The sequence below is a fragment of the Sporosarcina sp. YIM B06819 genome, assembly GCF_033485175.1.
In the GTDB taxonomy this organism is placed as follows: Bacteria; Bacillota; Bacilli; order Bacillales_A; family Planococcaceae; genus Sporosarcina.
The window spans coordinates 1-24,801 of sequence record NZ_JAWLIQ010000034.1; the positions used below are offsets into that span (position 1 = coordinate 1).

At 43.0% G+C, this 24,801-nt stretch carries 27 protein-coding genes and 6 tRNA genes; 3 read left to right on the top strand and 30 right to left on the bottom strand.

Annotated elements, in window-relative coordinates:
* Positions 1-273 precede the first annotated feature (273 nt).
* The 21 genes from R2B72_RS17165 to acpS form a co-directional block, all read right to left on the bottom strand.
* Positions 274-347: transfer RNA gene (locus R2B72_RS17165), tRNA-Gly, on the bottom strand.
* 85 nt (positions 348-432) lie between these two features.
* A tRNA-Arg gene (locus R2B72_RS17170) sits at positions 433-509 on the bottom strand.
* Between the two features lie 20 nt (positions 510-529).
* Positions 530-616, bottom strand: a tRNA-Leu gene (locus R2B72_RS17175).
* A gap of 67 nt (positions 617-683) precedes the next feature.
* Positions 684-759: transfer RNA gene (locus R2B72_RS17180), tRNA-Lys, on the bottom strand.
* 25 nt (positions 760-784) lie between these two features.
* Positions 785-856 (bottom strand) — tRNA-Gln (locus R2B72_RS17185).
* Between the two features lie 120 nt (positions 857-976).
* A tRNA-Glu gene (locus R2B72_RS17190) sits at positions 977-1,051 on the bottom strand.
* 194 nt (positions 1,052-1,245) lie between these two features.
* Entirely contained in the window at positions 1,246-1,695 is a 450-nt protein-coding gene (locus tag R2B72_RS17195) for a SprT family protein (protein ID WP_318618052.1), read from the bottom strand.
* A gap of 22 nt (positions 1,696-1,717) precedes the next feature.
* A complete protein-coding gene (locus tag R2B72_RS17200) occupies positions 1,718-3,877 on the bottom strand; it encodes a Tex family protein (RefSeq protein WP_412177877.1) in 2,160 nt (719 codons plus the stop codon).
* Positions 3,878-4,126: 249 nt separating this feature from the next.
* Entirely contained in the window at positions 4,127-4,723 is a 597-nt protein-coding gene (locus tag R2B72_RS17205; protein WP_318618053.1) for a PP2C family serine/threonine-protein phosphatase, read from the bottom strand.
* Positions 4,723-5,508 (bottom strand): RNA polymerase sigma factor SigB, encoded by a 786-nt coding sequence (gene sigB, locus R2B72_RS17210; protein WP_318618054.1) that lies wholly within the window; start codon positions 5,506-5,508, stop codon positions 4,723-4,725. The genes R2B72_RS17205 and sigB overlap by 1 nt, the downstream gene beginning before the upstream one ends.
* Positions 5,483-5,956 carry an anti-sigma B factor RsbW gene (rsbW, locus tag R2B72_RS17215; RefSeq protein ID WP_318618055.1) on the bottom strand — a complete coding sequence of 158 codons (474 nt, stop codon included), beginning with the start codon at positions 5,954-5,956 and terminating at the stop codon, positions 5,483-5,485. Before rsbW ends, sigB begins: the two co-directional genes overlap by 26 nt.
* Positions 5,943-6,284: an STAS domain-containing protein gene (locus R2B72_RS17220; protein ID WP_318618056.1), complete on the bottom strand. Its 342-nt coding sequence runs from the start codon at positions 6,282-6,284 to the stop codon at positions 5,943-5,945. The genes rsbW and R2B72_RS17220 overlap by 14 nt, the downstream gene beginning before the upstream one ends.
* A 70-nt stretch (positions 6,285-6,354) precedes the next feature.
* Positions 6,355-7,368, bottom strand: a complete 1,014-nt coding sequence (locus R2B72_RS17225) for a PP2C family protein-serine/threonine phosphatase (protein ID WP_318618058.1) — start codon at positions 7,366-7,368, stop codon at positions 6,355-6,357.
* A gap of 14 nt (positions 7,369-7,382) precedes the next feature.
* Complete coding sequence (locus tag R2B72_RS17230) at positions 7,383-7,784, bottom strand: anti-sigma regulatory factor (protein ID WP_318618060.1); 402 nt, start codon at positions 7,782-7,784, stop codon at positions 7,383-7,385.
* 2 nt (positions 7,785-7,786) lie between these two features.
* Positions 7,787-8,149, bottom strand: coding sequence for an STAS domain-containing protein (locus tag R2B72_RS17235; RefSeq protein WP_318618092.1), 363 nt, complete (start codon positions 8,147-8,149; stop codon positions 7,787-7,789).
* On the bottom strand, positions 8,149-8,976 hold the full coding sequence (locus R2B72_RS17240; protein WP_318618061.1) for an STAS domain-containing protein: 828 nt from the start codon (positions 8,974-8,976) through the stop codon (positions 8,149-8,151). Before R2B72_RS17240 ends, R2B72_RS17235 begins: the two co-directional genes overlap by 1 nt.
* A gap of 267 nt (positions 8,977-9,243) precedes the next feature.
* The gene (locus tag R2B72_RS17245; protein ID WP_318618062.1) at positions 9,244-9,594 is read right to left on the bottom strand and encodes a type II toxin-antitoxin system PemK/MazF family toxin; all 351 of its coding nucleotides are present in this window, start codon (positions 9,592-9,594) and stop codon (positions 9,244-9,246) included.
* Positions 9,595-9,598: 4 nt separating this feature from the next.
* On the bottom strand, positions 9,599-9,889 hold the full coding sequence (locus R2B72_RS17250) for a transcriptional regulator (RefSeq protein WP_318618094.1): 291 nt from the start codon (positions 9,887-9,889) through the stop codon (positions 9,599-9,601).
* Between the two features lie 133 nt (positions 9,890-10,022).
* Positions 10,023-11,162 (bottom strand): alanine racemase, encoded by a 1,140-nt coding sequence (gene alr / locus R2B72_RS17255; protein WP_318618063.1) that lies wholly within the window; start codon positions 11,160-11,162, stop codon positions 10,023-10,025.
* Between the two features lie 84 nt (positions 11,163-11,246).
* A complete protein-coding gene (locus R2B72_RS17260) occupies positions 11,247-12,248 on the bottom strand; it encodes an outer membrane lipoprotein carrier protein LolA (RefSeq protein ID WP_318618064.1) in 1,002 nt (333 codons plus the stop codon).
* Between the two features lie 58 nt (positions 12,249-12,306).
* Positions 12,307-12,660 (bottom strand): holo-ACP synthase, encoded by a 354-nt coding sequence (gene acpS, locus R2B72_RS17265; RefSeq protein ID WP_318618065.1) that lies wholly within the window; start codon positions 12,658-12,660, stop codon positions 12,307-12,309.
* A 276-nt stretch (positions 12,661-12,936) separates the two neighbouring features.
* Between acpS and R2B72_RS17270 the strand changes: the two genes are divergently transcribed.
* Positions 12,937-13,542 (top strand): rhomboid family intramembrane serine protease, encoded by a 606-nt coding sequence (locus tag R2B72_RS17270; protein WP_318618066.1) that lies wholly within the window; start codon positions 12,937-12,939, stop codon positions 13,540-13,542.
* 13 nt (positions 13,543-13,555) lie between these two features.
* On the opposite strand, the gene R2B72_RS17275 is transcribed toward R2B72_RS17270, so the two are convergent.
* The 8 genes from R2B72_RS17275 to R2B72_RS17310 form a co-directional block, all read right to left on the bottom strand.
* On the bottom strand, positions 13,556-15,055 hold the full coding sequence (locus R2B72_RS17275) for a PH domain-containing protein (protein WP_318618068.1): 1,500 nt from the start codon (positions 15,053-15,055) through the stop codon (positions 13,556-13,558).
* The gene (locus R2B72_RS17280; RefSeq protein WP_318618070.1) at positions 15,048-15,527 is read right to left on the bottom strand and encodes a PH domain-containing protein; all 480 of its coding nucleotides are present in this window, start codon (positions 15,525-15,527) and stop codon (positions 15,048-15,050) included. Before R2B72_RS17280 ends, R2B72_RS17275 begins: the two co-directional genes overlap by 8 nt.
* Before the next feature lie 304 nt (positions 15,528-15,831).
* A complete protein-coding gene (locus R2B72_RS17285) occupies positions 15,832-17,337 on the bottom strand; it encodes a DEAD/DEAH box helicase (protein ID WP_318618071.1) in 1,506 nt (501 codons plus the stop codon).
* A gap of 329 nt (positions 17,338-17,666) precedes the next feature.
* Entirely contained in the window at positions 17,667-18,362 is a 696-nt protein-coding gene (locus R2B72_RS17290) for an alpha/beta hydrolase (protein WP_318618073.1), read from the bottom strand.
* Positions 18,359-19,732, bottom strand: a complete 1,374-nt coding sequence (locus R2B72_RS17295) for a UDP-N-acetylmuramoyl-tripeptide--D-alanyl-D-alanine ligase (protein WP_318618074.1) — start codon at positions 19,730-19,732, stop codon at positions 18,359-18,361. The genes R2B72_RS17290 and R2B72_RS17295 overlap by 4 nt, the downstream gene beginning before the upstream one ends.
* A gap of 12 nt (positions 19,733-19,744) precedes the next feature.
* Positions 19,745-20,809 (bottom strand): D-alanine--D-alanine ligase, encoded by a 1,065-nt coding sequence (locus R2B72_RS17300; protein ID WP_318618075.1) that lies wholly within the window; start codon positions 20,807-20,809, stop codon positions 19,745-19,747.
* 71 nt (positions 20,810-20,880) lie between these two features.
* Positions 20,881-21,195, bottom strand: coding sequence for a multidrug efflux SMR transporter (locus tag R2B72_RS17305; RefSeq protein WP_318618077.1), 315 nt, complete (start codon positions 21,193-21,195; stop codon positions 20,881-20,883).
* Positions 21,195-21,527 carry an SMR family transporter gene (locus R2B72_RS17310; protein WP_318618078.1) on the bottom strand — a complete coding sequence of 111 codons (333 nt, stop codon included), beginning with the start codon at positions 21,525-21,527 and terminating at the stop codon, positions 21,195-21,197. Before R2B72_RS17310 ends, R2B72_RS17305 begins: the two co-directional genes overlap by 1 nt.
* A gap of 187 nt (positions 21,528-21,714) precedes the next feature.
* On the opposite strand from R2B72_RS17310, the gene R2B72_RS17315 reads away from it, so the two are divergent.
* Entirely contained in the window at positions 21,715-22,920 is a 1,206-nt protein-coding gene (locus tag R2B72_RS17315; RefSeq protein WP_318618079.1) for an FtsW/RodA/SpoVE family cell cycle protein, read from the top strand.
* Positions 22,921-23,016: 96 nt separating this feature from the next.
* On the opposite strand, the gene R2B72_RS17320 is transcribed toward R2B72_RS17315, so the two are convergent.
* Entirely contained in the window at positions 23,017-23,154 is a 138-nt protein-coding gene (locus tag R2B72_RS17320; RefSeq protein ID WP_318618080.1) for an Lmo0850 family protein, read from the bottom strand.
* A 445-nt stretch (positions 23,155-23,599) separates the two neighbouring features.
* Between R2B72_RS17320 and R2B72_RS17325 the strand changes: the two genes are divergently transcribed.
* Entirely contained in the window at positions 23,600-24,775 is a 1,176-nt protein-coding gene (locus R2B72_RS17325) for an MFS transporter (protein ID WP_318618081.1), read from the top strand.
* The last annotated feature ends 26 nt before the right edge of the window (positions 24,776-24,801 follow it).

Genomic DNA, 24,801 nt, shown 5'->3' on the forward strand with positions numbered 1-24,801 from the left:
ACTTAGAAACGTTTTGCTCGAATGCGTTAAGCACTCTCGCTATATTTCATTGACGTTTTGCTGTTCAGTTTTCAAGGTTCATGTTGATATTGTTTGTTGCTGTTATTTCGTAAGCAACTTTTATATCATATCAAGTTACGCTTCACATGTCAACAACTAATTTCAATATCTTTTTCGTTGTTCACTTTCTACTCAGAAGCACAACACTTTAAACTATAACATTTCAACTCACAAGAGTCAACAGTTATTTTAAATCTTTTCATTCAGGTAATATGGAGCGGATGAAGGGAATCGAACCCTCATCATCAGCTTGGAAGGCTGAGGTTTTACCACTAAACTACATCCGCAAATATGATAATCACCTTAACGCGATTTACGTTCGGTAATCTTAAGGTTAACTCTTTTCAACACTCCGTATTGAAAAAGTTTTAATGGCGCGCCCGGCAGAAGTCGAATCCACAACCTCCTGATCCGTAGTCAGGTGCTCTATCCAATTGAGCTACGAGCGCTCTGTTAATAAAAAGTGGTTTGGTGCGGTAAAGAGGACTTGAACCTCCACGGGGTTAACCCCCACTAGGCCCTCAACCTAGCGCGTCTGCCATTCCGCCACTACCGCATACATTCGGCGATAAGTTATATTATACATCACATATTTAATTTGTCAACAATCTTTTTTAAGAAAATGGTGAGCCATGCAGGATTCGAACCTGCGACCCTCTGATTAAAAGTCAGATGCTCTACCAACTGAGCTAATGGCTCTCTATTGTTATAGAAAGTAGTTAAACTGGGGTAGCTGGATTCGAACCAACGAATGACGGAGTCAAAGTCCGTTGCCTTACCGCTTGGCTATACCCCACCGATACTGTATCCAGCTAATCGATGATGCTACATATCAATTTAAGACTAACTGTTGTCAACACTTCGTGTTGAGTTTAAGGTTAACTCTTTTCAACACTTCGTGTTGAAAAAGTTTTATTGGTGACCCCTACGGGATTCGAACCCGTGTTACCGCCGTGAAAGGGCGGTGTCTTAACCGCTTGACCAAGGGGCCATATAAGTTTATATATCGTATGTAGGTAACAACTCATCTTGTTGATGAAACAATATTTCCTAACCGACTTTTTCTATTATAGACAGTTCATTTCATTCCGTCAACACTTTTTATCATTTTATTTTAAAAAATACTAAGAATGCAGTCAGACCGCGGTTTAAGCGGCCTAACTTTTTTCATTTTAACTCCATAGACTACATCTTCGTTATTGCTCCCGCGCATTTTCCGCATCTATACTTTCGAACATCCATCCTTCTTCTACGCTTGTATTCAAGCTTACATGATATACATTTATACGTATGCCACAACGATGACTGCTGTTTCTTGTCAGAAAGCACTTTGCAAAATCTTGGGGATGCCGTACGCTTTAGAAGCTCTTGAAAATCAACATCACGATGACGATAACCCTTTCCTTCTATATGAAGGTGATAATGACATAGTTCATGTTTGATGACACCCACTAATTCTTCAGTTCCATGCTTCTGGAATACCAACGGGTTAATTTCAATTGAATGATCCGACAGCATGTAACGTCCACCCGTTGTTCGTAACCTACTATTAAAGCGAGCTATATGAAGGAATGGCTTTCCGAATACGTCGAGTGAAATATCTTCAATCAGCTTTCGAAGCACTTCATCCGTCATTGCCCCAACTCCTCTCCATAGGTTAGTTCTTTACTGGCGGTAGCATCGTTAATGAAATTCTGCCTTTTGCTTTATCTACACCATCTACCCATACCGTAACAATATCACCTGACGAAACAACATCTAATGGGTGCTTCACAAAGCCTTTTTTCAATTTCGAAATATGAACCAAACCGTCTTCCTTCACACCAATATCAATAAACGCGCCGAAATCGACCACATTACGAACAGTTCCTTGCATTTCAAGTCCTGCATACAGATCCTTCATATCAAGTACGTCCGCTTTTAATAGAGGCTGCGGGAAATCATCGCGCGGATCTCGATTCGGCCTTTGGAGCGTATCAATTATGTCTTTCAGCGTTACTTCCCCGACACCTAACTTCGCAGCTAAGGCTTGGATATCAAGATTAGCTAATGCTTCGGCCGTCTCTTTCTGACCGAGTGCTTTCTTTCCTAAACCAACCTCTTCTAATATCTGCTCTGCCAATCCGTAACTTTCTGGGTGAATTCCCGTTGAATCAAAAGGATCTGCCGCACCAGGTACTCGAAGGAAGCCGATTGCCTGCTCATAAGTCTTCGCACCAAGACGTGGTACTTTTTTCAATTGATTTCGCTTCGTAAACAAACCATTCTCTTCACGCATTTTCACAATGTTTTCTGCTACAACTTTCGATAATCCTGCAACGTACTGGAGTAATGAAGAAGAAGCTGTATTAACATCTACCCCTACCCTATTCACGGCCGTTTCAACAACAAACGTCAATGATTCCGATAAACGTTTCTTGGCAACATCGTGCTGATATTGCCCAACGCCAACAGAACCCGGATCGATTTTCACTAGTTCAGACAATGGGTCTTGTAAACGCCGAGCGATTGACACCGCACTTCGTTGCTCAACCTGCAAATCAGGGAACTCTTCTCGCGCCTTGGCCGATGCGGAATACACACTCGCGCCCGCTTCATTAACAATCACATAAGAAACTCCCTCTGCTGCTTCTTTAATACATTCAACAATGAATAGTTCCGATTCACGGGAAGCAGTTCCATTACCAATGGCAATGATGGAAACCGGATACTTTTTCAGCAGTTCCAATATGATGCGCTTAGACTTTTCCTTTTCTGGTTTCGGCGGATGAGGATACACTACAGATATTTCAAGCAACTTTCCAGTTTCATCTACAACAGCAAGCTTACAGCCTGAACGGAAAGCCGGGTCAACGCCTAATACCACTTTCCCCTTCAAAGGAGGTTGTAGGAGCAGACTCTTTAAGTTTTCCGAAAACACATGGATCGCTTGTTCTTCCGCTTTTTCGGTCAGCGCCGCCCTGATTTCCCTTTCGATAGAAGGAGCTATTAATCGTTTGAACGCATCTTCAATTGCTTCCTTTACTTGTACAGCCGACGGAAAATGCGCTTTACGAATCAATTCACGTTCCAACCCTCCAATAATTTGTACCGTTGGGAAGGATATACCAACTCGCAACACTCCTTCCTTTTCACCACGGTTCAAAGCAAGTACGCGGTGCGGAACAATTTTTTTGAGTGGCTCTTCGTATTCATAATAATTACCAAATACATTGCGCTCGTCTTCCGCATCTTTTCGTACCGAGGACACAATCAAACCATTAGCCCATGTCAATTTCCGGATATTCTCTCGAATTGCAGCATCATCTGCAAATCGTTCAGCGACAATATCACGCGCACCCGCGAGTGCCTCTTCAACCGTATTCACATCCACTTCTTCATTAATGTAAGGCATGGCCATTTCTTCAGGCGCACCGGTCGAGAATTCCAACAACTGATTTGCAAGCGGTTCAAGGCCACTTTCAATCGCAATCATGGCACGCGTTCGTCTTTTTTGTTTGAATGGCCTATACAAATCTTCAATACGTTGTAGAACAGTAGCACTTTCAATCGATTTTCTTAAATCGTCATCGAGTTTGCCTTGTTCATCAATCAGCCGAATCACTTCTTCTTTCCGCTGTTCGAGTCCCTTTACATAAGCATAGGCGTCTTCAATCGCTTTTATCTGAACTTCGTCTAATGAACCCGTTTCCTCTTTTCGATACCTAGCAATGAACGGAACCGTATTTCCTTGGTCTAGTAAAGCAATTACTTTCTCAGTTTGCCGGATACTAACAGCTGCTTTGTCAGCAGTCGCTTCGATAATATGTCCTATCAATAAAACCACCCTTTCTTCACTCCTTGATTTTACCATCAATTACGCCTCAGCGTAATTGTGTCCGGATTTTTTTCGAGCGCGATGCCTACAAGGAAGGATGGAACTGCATCCTTCCTTGATGCCGCAGGACGCGGCGAACTTAGGTTGCCCTCTTAGCTCCCCTTAAAAATCCGTGACATCCGCCGGAGGCTTTTATCTGAATTCAGCAGGGGCTTTCTGCTGAATTCAGATAAAAAGCCTACTCCCCATTCAAAGAAGTAGGCTTCCTACTATAAATGTCGCGTCATCGCCGCTGTCAATGGATTGCAATACGTTTCGATATAATTCATAAGGTCCTGAGCTTTCTTTTAAAGAAGCCTTCGGACTTTTTAATGCGACCCCGTCAGAATGAAGGAAAAATAAATCTCCCTCTTGGTAGTCATATTGCTGCATCTTTAATTTTTGAGGTCTGCCAGATAGATAACCCATTACGGGCAAAGGGTAAATCATCTTCGTCCGATCCCGTAGGATATACAATCGAACATTACCAACGCCGCTATGTTGAATTGTCTTCTGCTTATAATCCACTTTTACAATAGCTACAGCGGCTCCACGCTTTTGCACCATATACTCATTACAACGACTCAACAATTCATCGACTGATTCGTGATGATGTTCGTTTAACACATTCGGAATGATTTGCGCTGATTGACGAGCAATCGGCCCACTCCCCAAACCGTCCGCAATTGCGCAGATGAAATAATCCTCCTCAGTGTGAATGAAGTAAGCATCGCCAGATTCCCGATTTCCGCGCTTCGCCACTTGATAGACGTAAGCCTCAATATGTTCAGTTAATATAGATTCCACTAGGATACACCGCCAGCCGCCAAAATGACTTCCTGTAACTTCTTAATTGCTTTTCGTTGCAATCGTGAGACATGCATTTGAGATATACCAAGTCTTTCTCCCGCTTCTTTTTGGCTTAACTGCTCGATATATGTAAACTGGATAATCTGTTTTTCACGTTCCGACAGTACATTAAGCGCATTCGCAACCAGCATGCGTTGATCTATCTTCTCAAAACCTGTGTCTGTTTCACCGATGATGTCGAACAACGTTACCATCGCTCCATCAGAATCTGTCTCTAGGCTACGATCCATGGACAGTGCTTGATAGCTTCTTCCCATCTCCATCGCTTCAAGGACAAGCTCTTCTTCTGCATCCAAGTATTCCGCAATTTCACAAACTAGCGGAGAGCGCTGCAATTCAATTGTCAATATTTCAACAGCTGTTTTAATTCTTGGCCCAAGTTCTTTTATCCGCCTCGGAACATGAACTGCCCATGTTTTATCACGAAGAAAGCGCTTGATTTCACCGATGATCGTCGGCACCGCAAATGCTTCAAAGCTTCTACCGTATTCCGGATTATAGCGTCGAATCGCCCCAAGAAGACCAAGCATTCCTACTTGGGCAATATCCTCATGATAAGGCTTTCCGCTGGAGTATTTTCGCGCGATGGATTGTACGAGACGCTCATAGTGCAAAACTAGGTTCGTCTGCGCTTCTTGATCTTCGGTTTCTTGAAATTGTTTAATCCATACTAGAACTTGTTCTTTCGTTCCTGATTCATGAGGAGACTGTTCTTTCGACATTATCATCCCCCCGCTCTCCGCCGAGATATTTGGTCATAAAGACCGTCACGCCCTCCTTATGATGGACTTTTACATCATCCATAAGTGTTTCCATCAAATAGAGGCCAAGACCACCCTCCCGAAGAAATTGAACTTCCTCCTCTTCGTTATAGGGTCCTAAAGACTTCTTTGTCTCTTCAAAATTAAAACTTTTCCCATGATCTGCTACCATGATTTCCAATCGATCTTTAAAAAGAGCACAGCCAACAACAACTTCGCCTTCCTCATCGTCCTTATAAGCATGTTGAACGGCATTTGTAATCGCTTCACTTGAGGCAATCTTTAAATCTTCAATTTCATCATACGTAAAACCCAAACGGCTTGCGAGTCCCGAAATCGTAAGACGGGCGACTCCAACATACTGTGCTTTTGCGGGAACCCTGATTTCGATATAGTCATACGCCTGCATCTTCGTCCCCACTCTCCTTCATTGCTACATCCATAACTTCACTTAAACCTGTAATTTCAAATAATCTTTTGAGACGTGGGCTCACACCTGTAATCTTGACATGTCCTCCATTGGCTTTCACAGCCTTATAAAATCCTACAAAAACGCCAAGGCCTGTACTATCCACGTACTCCACTTCTGATAGATCCAGTTCCGCTTGCATTTCTGTTGCTTTTTCTGCGGGAGCAAGGCATTCACGTAACTTAGGAGCTGTAAATGCATCGATTTCTCCAACGATTTTAAAACGTTGAACACTATTTACTTCTAATAATTCCACTTGTAAATCCATATTCTCACCCCGAGTTTGTTCTATTTTAAAAAAGTACACATTAGCTTGATATACCCTGATTTTTGTAACTTCAAACTAATTTATTAAATTTTTTAAAAATCACAATTGTAAAGTCATCCCGAAGACGAAAGTCTTGTAGCCCAGCAACCTTGTTATATATCGTGTCCGCAATCACTTGAGCCGATTTATCTTTCTCTTCTACCAAAATCGACTTAATCACTTGACTATCTATAAACCCAGCATCCGTTCGGACTTCTGTTACGCCATCTGTCATCATCACGATAAGGTCACCCTCTTCGAGCACAACCGATTTCTCTTCATAAGCAACTTCCGCATTAATCCCAAGAAGAAGCCCCTTGGCACCTAGTTCTGTAAATTGCCCCGTCGAGGCCTTATACATGAGGGCAGGCTCATGTCCAGCGGAACCGTAACAAAAACTAGAATCTCTCGCATCATATTTGCCAAAAAACATCGAAATGAACATCGAATTATCTACACTCTTTTCCACAATTCGATTCACAATATCTAGTACATTCTTTGGGCTGGTATTTTCATTACGCAAACTATCCATTCCAAACTTAATCATTGTCATGCAAAGTGCCGCTGGAATTCCCTTCCCCATTACATCAGCGATCGCTACACTCGTTTCGTAACAATTATCATGCAGAAAATAAATATAGTCTCCGTTCATTTTTTTTGCCGGCTCTGTTATAAACCCAATATCAAGTTCCTTTACATCCGGTACTTTCGTTTTCAATAACGTGTCTTGCACTTTGACCGCTACATTAATTTCCATCTGAATGGCTTCCTGCCTCCGGATTAAACTCTGATGCTCCCTGAGAGCAAGCCCATAGTGAATCATCATTTCGATAAGAAAGTCAAACGAATTCACCAACTCATCTGGAATATCCGGAAAGGCTTCAATAAAAGCAATTTTATGAATACTAATAACTTCTTCTGGTGAAATCTCTTGTTCAATAAATCGCCTGCTGAATTGCTGACCCAAATAAAGTGCTTCTTCATTCGGTCTATCGGTATATTGCTCCAGTATTTTTTTATACTGTGCCACAACGTCCTGAGGCATCTATCATCATCCCCTCATCGAAGCCACTTCGTCGCAGTGATTATTGTCCCCACCCCGGGTTCTGTCTCCAATTTGAATTCATCCATAAGTCTCTTCACGCCAGGCATCCCTGCCCCAAGCCCTCCAGATGTTGAATAGCCATCCTCCATCACTTTACGAACATCCAGAATACCAGGACCTTCGTCAGAAGCGATAATTGTGATGCCAGCTAAGCCATTCACAGACAGACTTTCGATTTCAATTCTACCTCTTCCAGCATATAAATAGATATTACGAGCTAATTCGCTAATAGCCGTTGTAATCCGCGCCTGATCGACCGTCCCAAAGCCAGATTTCTTCGCTTCATTCCGGCCAAGCTGTCGGGCAGCAACAATATCCCACTCCGTATATATTTCTACAGAAGACCGGTCATCCATGATCAGACCCCCAATTCTTGATGAAGCTTTTCAAACCCATTTTCAAGATCAAGCGCAGTCAATACATCCTCCAGACGGATTCCAAGCTCAATAAGCGTGATGGCAACCGCTGGCTGAATTCCTGTAATGACAACTTTCGCCCCCATCAATTTTGACATGCTAATTACATCTCCCAATACTTTAGCGATAAAAGAATCTATAAAATCAATTGGTGTCAAGTCAATGACAACACCTCTTGCAGTCGTTTCATGCATTTTCTCCAATAAATCCTCTTGGAACCGAATCGCAGTCTGATCGTCTAGCTCCCATTGAATAGAAACAATTAACGTATCTTTTAGCTTTAAGATCGGGATTCGCATATGCATCATTTATCAACCTCCACCATTTTACGGTTCGTTAGTCTCAAGGCCTCCTGCACCCCACGCCGCAACGTACTTGTCGTTGTAAAATCATTCAGATTAATACCTAATGTAACGATGGTTTGTGCGATTTCCGGTCGTATGCCAACAAGCATACATTTTGCCCCGACTAGCCGTACCGCATCCGCCGCTTGGATAATATGTTGGGCAACCATAGTATCGACGACTGGCACACCAGTAATATCAAGAAGGACAACTTCAGCTCGTTGCTCCACTACTCCCTCTAATAAATTCTCCATAATCAATTTAGCACGTTCCGTATCAATCGTTCCGACCAGCGGCATGACTGAAATCTTATCAAAGACCGGGATCAGTGATGCAGATAGTTCTTGTAATGCAATTCTCTGCAAACTGACTGTTCGTTCCCATTCCATAGAATAAGCTTGAATAATACTTTCACGGAGCGGTGTCATCCAATTCATGAAACTTGTTAAAAAAGGTCGTATATTCCCCTCCCGAATAACCTCCCTTTCTTCCAATAACTCAAAGACAATGCGCGAAAAATTATCAATCGCCTTGTTCACATACTTAATAGACCACCCAAAGCGAACTACTTTTTCAGTGAAATCATTCAACTTTTCCGTGTCGACACAATTATCTTCTGTGATATTCGACGTCATAAGCTCTACAAATTCTTTGCTTGTTTTTTCAATCAGCTGAATGGGCATAGAATGAAAGAAATGTTCGTCTTGTTCTTCTTTCATATTCGCTTGCCAACGTTTAATAATCTCATCCATATATCGATTGATACTCTCCACCATTTGCTTATTCATAATAGTCTCGATAAGCCCCCTTGTAAGATCCATTACACCTCGGCGCAATTCAAAATTTGTGACATTCACCGGTGGCTAACTTAAATTCAGCAGGTGTTAAACTTCTACTGAATCGAGTAAAAAAATACCGTATCTACATTGTAACGAAAAAAGAGATGTAGCACACCCCTTTTTAACTTATAATTATAAATAGTTCGACAGCAAAATACCGAAAATCGAAAAAACACCACAGACATGTATCCTGTGGTGTTTCTCTTATATGTATGCTCAGAATTTGACGAGGCCAAAACTCACTTCGAGTGCTTCATCGACCTGTTCCATCAAAAATTCGTCTAGTTGTGTAATCTTATCTGTAAGCCTCGACTTGTCGATTGTGCGGACTTGCTCGAGCAGAATAACCGAATCCCGCTCGAATCCATAACGCGCCGCATCAATTTCAACATGTGTAGGCAATTTTGCTTTTTGTATTTGTGCGGTGATTGCCGCAATAATTACTGTCGGGCTAAACCGATTGCCGATGTCATTTTGAATAACAAGAACCGGTCTCGTGCCTCCCTGCTCAGAACCAACAACAGGCGACAGATCTGCAAAAAAGACGTCTCCACGTTTTATTGCCAACTTTTCATCCTCCGCTTACGAGACGTTCCACCGTATGCTGGGCTTCAAATTCCACATGCAAGCATTCTGTGGCAATTTTAAGGTTGATTTGCGACATTTCGACGTAGCCCTTCATCATTTCTTCTCTAATCGTATCCGATTCATAGTCGGTTACATACCGCTTTGTCGAAATATAAACGAAATCTTCACGCCCTGGCTCATGATGAACGACCGTATGTTCATTTTCACTCAGCATCCGTTTTGGAATCTTAACAATGATTTCTTTCATGTTTTTATTTGCACGCAACGTCAGCACCTCCGACAAAGCCGTTCCCTCATTTCAATACTAGTCCATCTTACCATTGAATGACGACAATGAGAAGACATAGAAGGAAGTTTATTGACAGGATTCTGCAACACTACTCGGTTTTTTGTCGAAAGTACGGATATTAGGTAGACTGTCCATCTTTCCCTATATATATTCTCGGTACCCGTTCCGCAATGGAAACGGCTATTTCGTACGGAATCGTGCCGAGCCGTTCCGCCCACTCTTCCATCGTCACTTCTTCTTTCCCTTGGCAACCTATTAGCATAACCTTTTCACCAATCGGCATTTTGTACGGGAGCTTCACCATACATTGATCCATGCAAATCGTACCTACGATGGGCGCTCGTTCTCCTCCAACAAGCACTTCCTGTCCACGCAAGCCACGACGCAAACCATCTGCGTAACCAATTGGAATCGTTCCAATCCACTCATCTTCCACTGTTTCATAAGTGCCACCGTAACTAATCGGGCTGCCTGCCTCGAGTAACTTAACATGCACAAGTTCACTCTCAATTTGTAAGGACCTTTCAAGCTGAAACGGTAATTTCCCCGCTACATAATCGGAAGGCGCAACCCCATAGAGGCTTATTCCAAAACGAACTGCATCAAGCCCGTAGTCGGTATTAAGAAGGGCTGCCGCACTGTTCGACGCATGTACAAGCCGCGGTTTTTCTGGCAATGTCTGCACCAGATCCATAAACATTGCAAATTGTTCTTCCGTCTTTTTGTGATTCCCCTCATCCGCACATGCGAAATGCGTAAAGATACCATCTAGTTGCACATCATCAAAGCGCTCAACAATCGATACAATAGACTCAAGAGATGCTGCATCCCGTAACCCAATTCTACCCATACCACTATCTATTTTTACATGGATTTTTAACGGTTTTACAAATCCCCCTGAATCATTCACTGCAGTCTGCAACCACTCTGCAGTCGAAACGGTAATGATAATTCCTAGTTCAGCTGCTTTTTTAGCAAAAACAATTGGCGCCGCCCCCATGACAAGGATGTCCCCGCCTATACCTGCCATACGAAGCCGCACCGCTTCATCTGGTGTTGCAACTGAAACCATTTTCGCACCGGCTTCAAAAGCGGCAATGGCTACTTCCACATCCCCATGTCCGTAGCCATTCGCTTTGACAACCGCAATAATCTCAGTTGAACTCCCTATATGTTGTGTAAAATTCCGGATATTAGCCTTGATGGCATCCAGATTTATAGTCACTCGTGTTGGACGATAATGAATAGAGTTTCTCATGATGCCTCCTCTGTTATTTTGTGTTGTTCTCTATTATCAATCCCTTACCCTTTCTTCGTCAATCAATTATGGCTAAAAGTTATTTTATTTCATGCCCTCTGCTTGCATCGATACAGCTACTTCAATCATTTCATCCGTTGTCAACGTTTCAGATGCGATGAAGAACGAGATGCCTGCACTTTCCCAACGAATGGAGTTTTCTGTCACAGCTGCAACCGTAAATCCAAGGTCAACCGGGTCACCTTCAATGGATACCGCTATTTTACTGTCAGCTACCGCGGCTGGTTCCTGAACAATGCTAAATTCCTTACTTCCACTAAACGTCATGAAGGTTCTTGTGCCATTCTCTGTTTCCATCTGTTCCTCATCCATTGTGACACCTTCCCACTCGACGGATGGATAGTACGTTTGGAGTCCAGTTTTCTTAACATCTGTTGGAGCTTGTTCTTTACCCGTATCCACACCGTCTTTTGCCACATCATAGTCTGAAGCCTTACGCTCCTTGCCAAGTGTGATTTGTCCGAAGGTAATGCGGATTTTTTCTTCTTTATTTTCATCCATAATGGACACATGTGTAGGTAGCATAGTCTTTTTGTCTACATGGATTTGTTGGGTAGGCAAAACTTTCTTATGGTTATTTCGTGTTGCCGTTTCAAAGATATACGCTTTATCTTTTTCCGTCATAGTCGCATTTTTATCTGCTTTAATATCTTCAGACAATGCGCCAATCAAATATGCCTGACTGTTTTGTGCTGGCCAATCACTTTGGAACTTATACGTCTTACCAAGTGATGGTGTCACGACAAATACACCTTCTTCATTACGGACAATCATCTGTGAATCCTCACTACCTGCTTGGCTTACGTTGACACGATAGAAAGCAGGCTTGGTATACCAAACAACAACATCATATATACGCGGTTCTGCCCCTGTCTTGATTTCCATTGTCGCTTTTACTTCATAACCTTTCGTGTCATTCCACTTGTCACTAAGCTTCTTCGCAACATCCTCTTTTGATGGTGTTCCACACGCTGCGAGGAGTACCATAACTACAACTAACAATAGAGCAACTATCCGGCTACGCATACAGTTCATCCTTTCTCATTTCAATCGGGTAGGTCATCTTATGAGAGTGGATAGACATTTATGCGAGCAAGATTACTTGTGCCGCTGCCATAGTTTTTGTATGTGTAATAGAAATAAATCCAGAGACCTTATTTTCTTTGAAATAAAGGACCGGCTTGCCACTCGGTTCTGGTAAAATGGCAATATCCGTGAAGTTACAAGCAGCTCCAATGCCAGTGCCATTCGCTTTGGCATAGGCCTCCTTCCCAGCAAAACGACCTGCCAAGAATTCGATTCTTCGATGATTGGTAAGCCCTTCATAAATCTTTAGTTCTTCCAAAGTTAAAATACGTGAACGAAACTTTGGGGATCTAGCATCCAATTTGGCAATACGGTTCAATTCGACGATATCCAGTCCGATTCCTGCTATCAATATGATTCCTTCTTTCCAAATTTATTAATAAATTACGCCTTGGCGTATTTTGCGTAAATTAAGGCACTTTCCGACGCCGCGAACTTATACTGCCTTCATTAACACCTCTTAAAATGTGTGACATCCGCCGGCCGACTAAAGGCACCACGTCCTGTGGCTACGTCGGCACTAGTAGACCCTGTACGTCGGAGGCCAAACTATAATAATTTGAATCAGCAAGAACTTTGGCTGATTCAAATTAAAACTGTATAATGGGTTATAGATTGAGGTGAAAAAATGTTTAGTCGTACAGAGAACTTTTCGCAATATATTCGCCTGTACCCCGTTGTAACAGTTTTACTTGCTTTGAATATTATCATCGCTTTACTGGGATACATCCCAGGTTTAGGGGACCACATCTATTTTGGTGGCATGGGCATCAACTTTTTAATCGCTGAAGGGGAATGGTGGCGCTTATTTACACCCATGTTCCTACATGCAGGATTTTCACATTTACTATTCAATATGTTTTCCCTGTTTGTTTTTGGACCAGAGCTTGAAAAAATAGCCGGCAAAGCGCGCTTCCTAACTATTTACTTGCTTGCTGGTGTTTTTGGCAACATCGCAACATATTTCCTACAACCACTTGACTATGCAAGTGTCGGGGCTAGCGGAGCCATTTTCGGGATCTTTGGAGCATTTGGAGCACTTGTCTATTACACCAAGCATATTCTGCCACAACTAAGACAAATCATTGTGCCAATTATCGCTATTGGCGTCATCATGACATTCCTCCAGTCAAATATTAACGTAACCGCTCATATCGCTGGGCTCATCGTCGGATTTTTGATTGGACTTAGCTATTTTCACCCCAAGCGTATTATTAGTTGGAAAAAAAGATAAAGAACAGCGGGAACTATTCCTGCTGTTCTTTTTTGTTTATACTTTTCTCATACCAAGAAAGAATCCTTTCCGCTTCCGATTCCTCCATATGAAATACTTGCGCACGGAAGCTTCCCATTCCTGATTTAATGCTCGTAGCTAAAGTGGCAACATGTTTACGCTTGTGAAAGTAATTTTGTTTCATTTCCATTGATTGGATTCTCTTCTTCATCAAAAATGTAGTCTGTAAGCTAAATCCTCTGAAACGCACGGTCAGCTGGTTGCCAGCAATTTTGTAAGCTGCCGATCGATGCTGCCACAGTCCAAAGAGGATAATAACAGGGATGATGAATAAGGATAGCAATCCATATGGGAAGAAAAAGTAGATTAAAGCGCCGACTGTAGGAGCCATCCACAAGAAATCGATGCGATAGTAAAAGCGTTTCCCACGAACCGGCAACTTATTATTCGGTTCATCAAGAACTAGCTCTGGAAATATTTCTTGTAATGAGCCATTAATAGCTGCTTTCTTCACAAGTGGGAATAGGTTGATTTTCGCACCTTCTGCCCCACCACCGCCAGCACTATCGATGACAACTGCCGCATAGCCGAACAGCTGTCTAACCGGATTTTCGACGATACGCACACTTTGAACTCGATTCAACGGCACCGTCATCCGTTTCTTTTCTAGTAATCCACGCGCAATGACAATATCCTGCCCTTCAAGCGCCACGGAAAAACCATAATACGACAAGAAGGTCATTGCGACAGATAATCCCCATACCACAACAAATCCCAAAAACACAACAATCGCTACAATCACAAGACCGTATTTGATAAAGCCTGAAACTTCTTCATACATCCATTCAAATGGAATCATCTCGGAAAACTGCGATAAAAAAATCGCTGCACCAGAAAGAATGACACCAATGCCACCAGAGGTCGTCGCTAGAATAAAAAGATCCTTTGCCGACAATGCGAAAATAGACTTCACTTGTACAGATTCCTCTATACGAAGCTCCTCCACCAGTTCACTTTGTTCGACAGGAATAGCCTTCCTTCTATTTTTTGCTTCCGCAATTTCCATTTCAATTCTTTTGGCAGCGTCTTTAGTAATGGCAGTTAGTTCCGCTTCTGACTTTTTGGCTGAAGAACTGCCCGCTGTCTCCACCTTCACTTTGACAAGCTTCAGCGGTCGATGCAAAATCCCTTCCGTATAATCCAGACTTTGAATCCGATCAAATGGAATATAGCGCTTTTTCTTAACAAACAAGCCATACTCAATTCGAAGTTCATCTTCCTCGAACCAATATTCAAATCGTTTCCATTTTATTACTCCTGTAATGAAAAACGTAACGATAAGGATTCCAAAAATGATAAACGAAGCATAGTCTATGTACCATTTCCCCGTTCCTAAATCTTTTAATCCGTTAGCAAAAACTAGAACAACAAGAGGGATAATCATTTCCTTCAACGTCTTCAGCACTTCGATGACGGCCGTAATCCAGTGTAATTTATAGCGATTATTAGACATCGTCTACCGCCACCCTTGCGAGCACTGAAATTCTTCCACGCAAATCATCCGCCTCTTCCGTTATTAATGCAGGAATGGTATGGTTGGTCGCTGCAGTTGAAATGGTGATTTCAGCTAAATTATATTTCCGAAGAATCGGTCCCTGCGCAGTATCCACATGTTGCACCCGTACCATCGGAATCAATGTACGCTTCACAATAAAAAGGCCATGCTGTAATTCGATTTCCGATTCACGCACCTCATAGCGCCATCGCACCCATCTCACTTTAGGGAATAAATAAACAAATAAATAAGCAAATAATAGTACGGCCACAGTTGCAATTACGTAAATCCACCATGGACCATCAAATAGATAAACCAAGACACCGGCACCTATGGCAATGACTAATAGAATAGCCGTTTGCATCATGCCGTATAATCTCCAAACTCTCAATCCTTTTTCTGATATCCGATTGACTGGTTGCGTTCTCATATACCCACCCCTTCCTTCTTATTCTATACGATTCACAAGAAGAAATGTTTCACTTTTAATTAATCGAAAAAAAGCCGGGGGCGTTTGCACGCCTCCCGACTTGTTTATCTTTATTCAACAAACACTTGCCACCTCTTTAGGTTGCGAGTGTTTGCGGTTTTATTTCCTGTTCAATAGGTGTACAAACTCCCAGTGAAAAAAGATAAAGCCTCCGGCGGATGTCACAGATTTTCAGAGGAATTTTCGAGCTCGCTCAAAAAAATCTGGACACAATTACGCCGAGGCGTAATTAATAGAGTGATGATTAACGTTCTGTTTTCGTGCTACGTGAACGACCGCCACCGCTATCTCTTCTTGCTCCGTCACGACTTCCACCGCTACTACGACGAGATGCTCCGCTACCGTAACCGCGACCACCGCCGTTACCTGATGAACGTCCACCGCTACGATTGCCTTTATAACCACCGCTGCTGCGTGAACCTCCACGTGCTGGTAATGGACGCTCTTCCGAAATCGATACAGGTGTATCATTCGGCTCGCGTGTCAATGAACGAATCGCAGCTGCAACAATGTCATTCGCATCGAATTTAGCAAGCAATTCAGAAGCAAGATGTGTATAGTCGCTCAATTCGTTTTTCTCAACGATTTCCGCTAATTGCTCAACCGCAACACGTTGTTGACCTACAAGTGCTTCGTCAGAAGATGGCGGCGTTAAAGGCGTCATGCGCTTTTTAGTTGTTTCTTCAACGATACGTAGGTAACCCATTTCACGTGGTGTAACAAACGTAATCGCCACTCCACTTTTCCCTGCGCGACCTGTACGACCTATACGGTGAACATAGCTTTCAGGATCTTGTGGGATATCGAAGTTGTATACATGTGTAACACCTGAAATATCAAGTCCACGTGCTGCAACGTCAGTCGCAACTAGAATATCAACTTTACCTTCTTTAAACTGACGAAGAACTGACATACGCTTCGCTTGCGTCAAGTCACCGTGAATACCTTCCGCGATATAACCACGGATGCTTAGTGCGTGTGAAAGCTCATCCACACGACGTTTCGTACGACCAAAGACAATTGCAAGCTCTGGCTGGTGAACGTTTAATAGGCGTGAAAGGATATCGAACTTCTCGCGCTCTTGTGATTTCACGAAGAACTGCTCGATGTTTTCAACAGTCATTTCTTTTGACTTGATTTTAACGATTTCCGGGTTTTTCATGAACGTTTCCGCAATTTTACGGATTGGTCCAGGCATTGTAGCCGAGAATAGCAATGTTTGGCGCTCAGCTGGTACACTTGCAAGAATTGTGTTGATGTCTTCGATGAAGCCCATGTTCAACATTTCATCTGCTTCGTCAAGTACTAACGTTTGTACGCCATCCAACTTCAATGTTTTACGTTTAATATGGTCGAGGATACGCCCTGGCGTTCCAACGATGATTTGTGGATTGTTGCGTAGAGCGCGGATTTGACGACCAATTTCTTGTCCACCGTAAACAGAAAGGATGCGTGCGCGTTTGTCAGCACCAATTTTGTAGATTTCTTCAGAAACCTGAATAGCCAACTCGCGTGTTGGTGCGATTACAAGTGCTTGTACCGCTGGGTTTCTTGTGTCGATTTTCTCAATGATTGGAATACCGAATGCCGCTGTTTTCCCCGTACCTGTTTGTGCCTGACCGATAACGTCAAGACCTTCCATACCAAAACGGACAGTACCTTCTTGGATTGGTGTTGCTTCTTCGAACCCCATTTTGCTTAGAGCACGTTGTGTCGATTCACTGATGTTTAATTCTGAAAAATTAGTCAAAATTCTCAATCTCCTTTGTTTTCTCATTTGACAATTGGTTACATTTGCAAATGAAGGCGCGGCAAATTCGAGCCATTAAAGGGAACGTTTCCGATATTTTGCATTCTCTATGATAGAGGTTATGGTTGAAAAGGAAAGCCCGGTCTTTGCCGAGCGGCTTGTTCAACGGACAGTTATCCGCTTTTGATGAGCAAACCGTTTTATTCAAAAAAAAGTACTCTTCACCAATTGAAGAGTCCCGTGTAAATGTATCCAATGTTCCTCACAGTGTATCATGCATAAACGTCTCCTGCAATCATTCCGCTTAAGTAGTAATAATCAGTTTATTGCTACTCAACCTGTTTCATGAACTCGAACACTTCATCGAACCAATTGTCACAGTCATCGCTGTAACAGATATGATGCTTCCCAAGGTCGGATTTTATGAGTTCCTTTTTTTCGGAGCCTAATTTTTTAAATAGATGCTCGGCTGAAGCGAACGGTACAATGCCATCTTTTTTTCCTTGAACGATGCAAACCGGCGTTGTAATCCGCTCATAATAAGGCTCAACCGTTTTTACGATCCGTAAAAACTCAACAATCGCGCGCAGTGGTGTATGAGTTAATTTATATTCGTACAAGTGATAAAAAGTATTCGGCGGATATTTTTTCGTAATGGATTCTGCGAGCATAACGCCTACATCTTCCAATAGATTGCGCGGGCTAATATATTTTGCCGCCGCACTTAATAACACCAATTTATCAAATTTATAGCGCAGTGCTAAATACATCGCAATGAGTCCACCCATGGAAAAGCCGACCACAATAATACGGTCGACTTCTTTTTGTAATTTTCGAAGTGCAAGCTCAGCCTCCATTAACCAAGATTCAGCTGATGCCTTGCCAAGTTCTAGCGTCACATCATGACCCGGAAGAATCGGGATGGATATCTGCCAGTCTGTTTTGCTACTCAAGTAATTAACAAATGGTCGAACTTCAAAAGAACCTCCTGTGAAACCTTGGATGAACAGCACACCTGTCTTCATTTGCCAACCAACCCTTTAATTACATGTTCAAGCGCCATTCCACGTGAACCTTTTAACAAGATGATGGAGTCAGCTCCTGTCGCATCACGCAATGCATCAACAATTGGTGCATAGTCCTTTTCTGACCATAGCAATTGCGATGTAACATTATTTTTTTGTAATGCATCGTATAGCCATTTCATGCGTGGTCCAAACAACAAAACCCCTTTAAGATCCATCGCCAAGATGTCATCTGCAAGCTGTTCATGGTAGTCCTGCTCTTCCGCTCCTAGTTCAAGCATATCAGCCAAAACGACCCACTTGTCTTGTCGCAATCCCGTCTCCTGAATGAAAGCAAGTGCCGCACGCATCGAAGTCGGAGCCGCATTATAAGCATCGTTGATGAACAATGCACCATTATCAACCATAACGGGTTGCATACGCATATCCGTCAACGATGCATTGCGCAAAGCCTGACGAATTGCATCCCCGTCAACAGCCAGTTCACTCGCGATCAAAATAGCAGCAAGTGCGTTCTTCGCTTGATGAGCTCCGTAAACTGGAATGGTAAATTGTCCGTCCAATAAGCCCTGCACCGTAAAACGACTGCCCTCATCGCCTGATTCAATTTCTCCAAGTGACAATGTCGTTCCCTTATTATAGCCAAACGATATTGCTTCAACAGCAGGATGCTGTCCGACAAGTTCTTGTAGCAACGGCTCATCGCCGTCGTAAAACAGCTTGCCACCTTGTTGAAGACCATCGATGATTTCAAATTTAGCTTTCGCAATTCCCGCGCGCGAGCCCAGATCCTGCATATGCGCTTCCCCGATATTCGTAATAATCGCGAAATGCGGCTTTGCCAATGTCGATAAAAATGAAATTTCCCCGAAACCACTCATGCCCATTTCCAGAACAGCGATATCCGTATCTTCATCAAGCGATAAAATAGTCAGTGGCAAACCAAGTTCATTATTGAAATTACCTTCCGTCTTTCGCACGTTAAAGTAAGGAGCTAACACATTTGCAACAAGGTCTTTGGTGGACGTTTTACCATTGGAACCCGTGATACCAATCACCTTACAAGAGAGCATTCCCCGGTAAGCACGCGCCATTTCTTGGAGCGCAAGCTCAGGATTATCAACAAAGATCAATGCTACATCAGCTGGTGGATTTGGTTCGTCTGTCATCCATAAAGAAGCAACCGCCCCTTGTTCAATGGCACGTTGTACATAATGGTGACCATTTACCTGTTCTCCGCGGAAAGGGATGAACAAATCTCCTGCCTTCACAGTCCTTGAGTCGATGGACACGCCTGTTACGAGCACCCCATCCATATTCTGCCCTGCTGCCTGTATCCACGCGGCTACCTCTGTCAATTTCTGTTTCACTTTAAACCACACTCAATCCATCGTATATTGTATGTTTTGTTTTTCCGCATGACGTTCAATCGCAAGTTTAATCAGTTCGTCGATTAGCTCAGGATACGCCACACCTGTTTGCTGCCACAGCAACGGGAACATGCTCGTCGGCGTAAAGCCTGGCATCGTGTTCACTTCGTTAATAAGCACTTCATCCGTTGATGTCACAAAGAAGTCTGCGCGTACAAGACCCGAACAGTCGAGCACTTTATAGGCACGTAACGCCATATCTTTCATCGTCTTCGCGACTTCCTCCGTCACTTGCGCTGGAATAACAAGCGCTGTGTTGCCATCTTTATATTTTGCTTCATAGTCATAAAATGCAGTCACGGGTTTTATTTCTCCTGGTACTGAACACGCCGGCTCGTCATTGCCCATAACAGCCATTTCGATTTCACGCGCGACAGCACCTTGTTCAACAATGATACGTCTATCAAACTTCAACGCCAGCTCGACTGCTGCAATTAGACTCTCTCGATCAGTCGCTTGGCTAATGCCGACACTTGAGCCCAGATTCGCTGGCTTAACAAACATCGGCCATCCTAGTTCACGTTCCATTTGGGCGACCAATTGCTGACGCTCTTTCGCCCAACCGCTGCGCAGGAAGAAGACGTAAGGTACTTGATTCAAGCCAACTTGTGCAAATAATTGTTTCATAACCACTTTGTCCATGCCTGCGGACGAGGCAAGCACACCATTTCCTACGTATGGAATATTCATCACTTCAAATAAGCCTTGAACTGTGCCGTCTTCTCCGTTCGTCCCATGAAGAAGTGGGAAAATGATGTCGAGCGCCTCTCCGCTCAAGAAAGCGTGGATGCTATCAGGTTTACCATTGCCATCTCCTGCAAGTCGAAGCTCCTCAAGCGTAGCCACTGGACCTTCGAGTGCAGAACCTCGTCGCCATTCACCATCATAAGTAATATACACCGGAATCACTTCGTACTTATCAAAATCTACCGCTTGCGTCACCGCGCGCGCCGTCGACAACGACACCTCATGCTCCGCCGATTTCCCACCATAGACAATACCTAATTTTTTCTTCACAGTTAGCCCTCACCATCCGTTAATTTTCGATACTCTAGTTTACCATGAACAAACCGTATTCATGAATAGACTTAGCCAAAAATCTTTAGCCCGGCGACACCTGCGATAATGAAAGACAAAAATAGAAACTTCAACGCACTGCGCTTTTCATGGAAGAAAAACATACCAATCAATACGCTACCCGCTGCTCCAATTCCTGTCCAAACCGCATACCCCGTACCAACAGGCAATTCTTTCATCGCCAATGACAACAGAAAGAAGCTCAATGCACCTGACAAAACAGTGAGTGCAGTATATTTTTTATTCCGAAAGCCTTCGGATAATTTCATAGTGACCACAAATGCCACTTCGAAGAAACCTGCAATGATAAGGATGAACCAAGACATCATTCAGCCTCCTCCTTTCCATCGGCAAGTTTTAAGCCAACAATTCCAACAAGTAACAGTGCTAAGAAAAATAGTTTCCCAGACCCCGCGCCTTCTCCAAATAGAATAATACCGACAACGGCCGTTCCTGCCGCCCCAATGCCTGTGAAAATAGCATATGCCGTGCCGATTGGAATCGTCTCCATCGCCTTGGCAAATAAAAAGAAACTAACTAAGATAAAAACAATTGTCACAATAGATGGCAACAGAACAGTAAAACCGTGTGCTTCCTTCAGTCCAATTGCCCAAACAATTTCAGAAACCCCAGCAATTAATAAATAAATCCATGCCATGACAATGTTTCCTTTCTCAATCAATCAACTACACTTTGGCGTAATTTTTCCCACAAGCTTAGCACGCGAGCCTGCATCAGGCAACTTTGCAATTCGCCTATACGTCCAATATGAGGATATGCATCCGCACTCTCGATGCGTTATACTAAAAGATGTTCGTACATTAGATAAAAGGTGAATCAAAAAAATGAAATTACCCAATAAACCAAAAGAACGTTTTGACTGGACACTTGCGTTCATCTTATTAATATTTTGTTTGATAAGCTTGTTTGCGATTTCTTCTGCTCAGACGACAGGACAATACAAGTTCAGCTCCGGTGAATTCATTAACTTCGTTCCGTCGCAAATTCAGTGGTATGTAGTTGGCTGCATCATTATCGCCATTACTATGTATTTGGAGCCAGAACAATATAAAAAAGCGGCCTGGATTATTTATGGTGGCGGTATTCTCCTATTAGCCATCTTACATTTCCTCCCTGGTAGTCTAAGTCTTGTTGCAGAGAGAAACGGAGCGAAAAGCTGGTTCCACATTCCCGGAATAGGGAGTATCCAGCCCGCTGAGTTCATGAAGACATTTTTCATTATCGGCTTAGCGCGAATGATAACGGAACACCATGAGAAGTTTTCAGTAAAAACATTGAAAACAGATTTTTATTTACTCATAAAAATCTTCGCCATCATGTTCGTTCCCTTTGCTTTCATTATGATGCAGTCTGATCTTGGGACAGGACTCGTATTCATCGCGATTACGGCGGCACTGATTATCGTTTCGGGAATTACCTGGCGCATCATCGTACCCATTTTTACGGGAGCAGCCACACTAGGGGTTACGTTGCTATTGTTGGCAGTGTATGCACAGAAGTTTTTGGAAGATACGTTCGGCTTCAAGCCTTATCAAGCCGCAAGAATTTACTCATGGCTTGATCCCTATTCCTATTCGTCTGATGAAGGGATGCATCTCATTACGTCACTAAATGCAATTGGCTCAGGTGAAATTTTTGGTAAAGGCTATAAAGGTCGCGAGGTGTATGTAGCCGAAAGCCATACCGATTTCATCTTCACATCGATTGGGGAAGATTGGGGATTCGTTGGGGCAAGCCTCGTCATTTGTATGTACTTCTTTCTCATTTATCATTTGACGAAAATTACGCTTGAATTGAAAGACCCATTCAGCACGTATATCTGCGCCGGCATTATCGCCATGATTACGTTCCATGTCTTCGAAAACATCGGTATGACCATACAATTGTTGCCGATTACAGGGATCCCACTACCGTTTATCAGTTACGGGGGAAGCTCGCTGATGGGCAATATGCTAGCGATTGGGCTCGTATTTAGTATGAAGTTCCATCATCGGACGTATATGTTTAGCTCAGATGAGGACAATGAATAACAAACAATAGTGAAGGGCGCCTGTCCCATCTGGCGCCCGTAGTCTAGACGAAAAAGAAAAACTCCGACAAAATTTCTCGTCGGAGTTTTTCTTTTATTAAGATTGAATTTGCGGGTCTTGTGCAGGTGGCGCTAGGGCTTTCAGCATTTCTAGACGGGATTTCGTCATCGTTGCCGAAACACCCAACTTCGCCAAGTTGGAGATGATCTTCTTCAAATCAACTTCTTTAGCCATCTTTTCCACCTCGACCTTTCTATTAGTTCAAGACGTTTATATACAAGTAAAGTTTCTCATTACCATGAAAATCGCTCCATCAGTTCCTACTACAATTATACCACTCCTGTCCACTTTTAAATCTTTCAATTATGTTACAGATTATGCCCTTTTTTAAATTTTTCATACACAGCAGTGTTGTTTGGATTTGCGACGACGTTGCTTGGTTTAGGTTAAACATTGTGTTGTTTTCTACAAACATTGCTTGGTTCTGCGAAAACATTGTATAGTTGCAAGAACGTTGTTTCGTTTCGGATAAATATTGTTTAGTTTCGCTAAAACGTTGCTCAGGTCCGTGATTACATTGCTTACTTTCTAAAAAAGGTTTGAACTCCCATTTCCGTTGTCTGAATAGCTTACAAGGAGTAGAATAAGGTGTATAGATTCACTAGAAAGTAGGTTTACGATGAAAAAAGCGCTTCTTTTGTTAATGTCCATTCAATTTTTTGTCTATCTTGGATTCGGCATCATTATTCCGATTCTTCCCGAAGTCATTGTGCAACAAGGTTTTTCTGAAATACATGTTGGTGGATTGCTGACTGTTTATGCACTCGCCTCCTTCTTCACCGCACCACTCTGGGGTTCATTGTCAGATCGGACTGGAAGAAAAAAACTAATAATGACGGGGCTGATCGGCTTCAGTCTTAGCTTCTTTCTGTTTGCATTATTCATTGAAAATTTACCACTGCTGTATATGTCACGCGTAGTTGGTGGTATTTTCTCGGGGGCTCTTTACACTGCTGTGACAGGATTCGTTGCAGATATGACAGATGAGGAAAATCGTAATAAGTATATGGGACTGCTTGGTATGTCAATTGGACTTGGCTTTATTTTTGGGCCTGCAATCGGTGGCGTGCTCGGTCATTCGAGCCTTCAGCTACCCTTCATCGCATCTGGCGTATTGACTTTGTTGTTAATGGTTTATGCTGGAATCATCTTGAAAGAACCCGAACGACGTGGTCAAGCCAATAAACGGGAACTGCTGCCTAAAGGCGGAGCTATGCTATGGCAATATCGAATTCGCTATCTATTCCTGTTTACCTTCATGGTGACGTTCCTTTTAGCTGGACTGGAATCAACGTTCCAGCTGTTCCAAATGTCCAGGATTGAAATTACACCTCTTCAACTCGGGTATTTGTTCATTGCCAGCGGTTTTGTCGATGCTGCCATTCAAGGTGGTGTCGTTCGTCGGGTGAAAAATGGTACGGAAACATCATGGATTATTTGCGCACAAATCGTGGCGGCACTAGGGCTTCTGCTCGTTCCATTCTCTACAAGTCTTATTTGGGCAGGATTTTCACTATGCGTCTTCACCGGTGGAAATGCACTCGCTCGAACAGTTCTCGTGTCATTAACGACAAAAGAATCTGGTGGAAAATATGGAACAGCCGCTGGAATGGCGTATTCCATGGACAATATGGGGCGCATCTTTGGACCTTTGTTATTCACTTGGATGTTCACACAACAGGCAGGTAATATGTATTTCATCTCAGCCATTCTTGCAGTCCTTGCAGTTGGGCTAATCTTTGCGTTTAGAAAGTCCACAAATTCACTCCGGAATCTTGAAGCTACTTCGGAATGAAAACACCCTGTCGGAAGCATTAAACT

Bases quoted from the DNA above. Each gene is read 5' to 3' on its own strand.
- R2B72_RS17225 (WP_318618058.1), bottom strand. From the start codon at position 7,368: ATGCCTCAGGACGTTGTGGCACAGTATAAAAAAATACTGGAGCAATAT.
- R2B72_RS17280 (WP_318618070.1), bottom strand. From the start codon at position 15,527: ATGAGAACGCAACCAGTCAATCGGATATCAGAAAAAGGATTGAGAGTT.
- R2B72_RS17220 (WP_318618056.1), bottom strand. From the start codon at position 6,284: ATGGATTTACAAGTGGAATTATTAGAAGTAAATAGTGTTCAACGTTTT.
- R2B72_RS17240 (WP_318618061.1), bottom strand. From the start codon at position 8,976: ATGAATAAGCAAATGGTGGAGAGTATCAATCGATATATGGATGAGATT.
- R2B72_RS17275 (WP_318618068.1), bottom strand. From the start codon at position 15,055: ATGTCTAATAATCGCTATAAATTACACTGGATTACGGCCGTCATCGAA.
- R2B72_RS17325 (WP_318618081.1), top strand. From the start codon at position 23,600: ATGAAAAAAGCGCTTCTTTTGTTAATGTCCATTCAATTTTTTGTCTAT.
- R2B72_RS17310 (WP_318618078.1), bottom strand. From the start codon at position 21,527: ATGGCATGGATTTATTTATTAATTGCTGGGGTTTCTGAAATTGTTTGG.
- alr (WP_318618063.1), bottom strand. From the start codon at position 11,162: ATGAGAAACTCTATTCATTATCGTCCAACACGAGTGACTATAAATCTG.
- R2B72_RS17230 (WP_318618060.1), bottom strand. From the start codon at position 7,784: ATGGATGACCGGTCTTCTGTAGAAATATATACGGAGTGGGATATTGTT.
- R2B72_RS17260 (WP_318618064.1), bottom strand. From the start codon at position 12,248: ATGCGTAGCCGGATAGTTGCTCTATTGTTAGTTGTAGTTATGGTACTC.
- R2B72_RS17305 (WP_318618077.1), bottom strand. From the start codon at position 21,195: ATGTCTTGGTTCATCCTTATCATTGCAGGTTTCTTCGAAGTGGCATTT.
- rsbW (WP_318618055.1), bottom strand. From the start codon at position 5,956: ATGCAGGCGTATGACTATATCGAAATCAGGGTTCCCGCAAAAGCACAG.
- R2B72_RS17315 (WP_318618079.1), top strand. From the start codon at position 21,715: ATGAAATTACCCAATAAACCAAAAGAACGTTTTGACTGGACACTTGCG.
- R2B72_RS17270 (WP_318618066.1), top strand. From the start codon at position 12,937: ATGTTTAGTCGTACAGAGAACTTTTCGCAATATATTCGCCTGTACCCC.
- sigB (WP_318618054.1), bottom strand. From the start codon at position 5,508: ATGTCGAAAGAACAGTCTCCTCATGAATCAGGAACGAAAGAACAAGTT.
- R2B72_RS17235 (WP_318618092.1), bottom strand. From the start codon at position 8,149: ATGCATATGCGAATCCCGATCTTAAAGCTAAAAGATACGTTAATTGTT.
- R2B72_RS17290 (WP_318618073.1), bottom strand. From the start codon at position 18,362: ATGAAGACAGGTGTGCTGTTCATCCAAGGTTTCACAGGAGGTTCTTTT.
- R2B72_RS17195 (WP_318618052.1), bottom strand. From the start codon at position 1,695: ATGACGGATGAAGTGCTTCGAAAGCTGATTGAAGATATTTCACTCGAC.
- R2B72_RS17320 (WP_318618080.1), bottom strand. From the start codon at position 23,154: ATGGCTAAAGAAGTTGATTTGAAGAAGATCATCTCCAACTTGGCGAAG.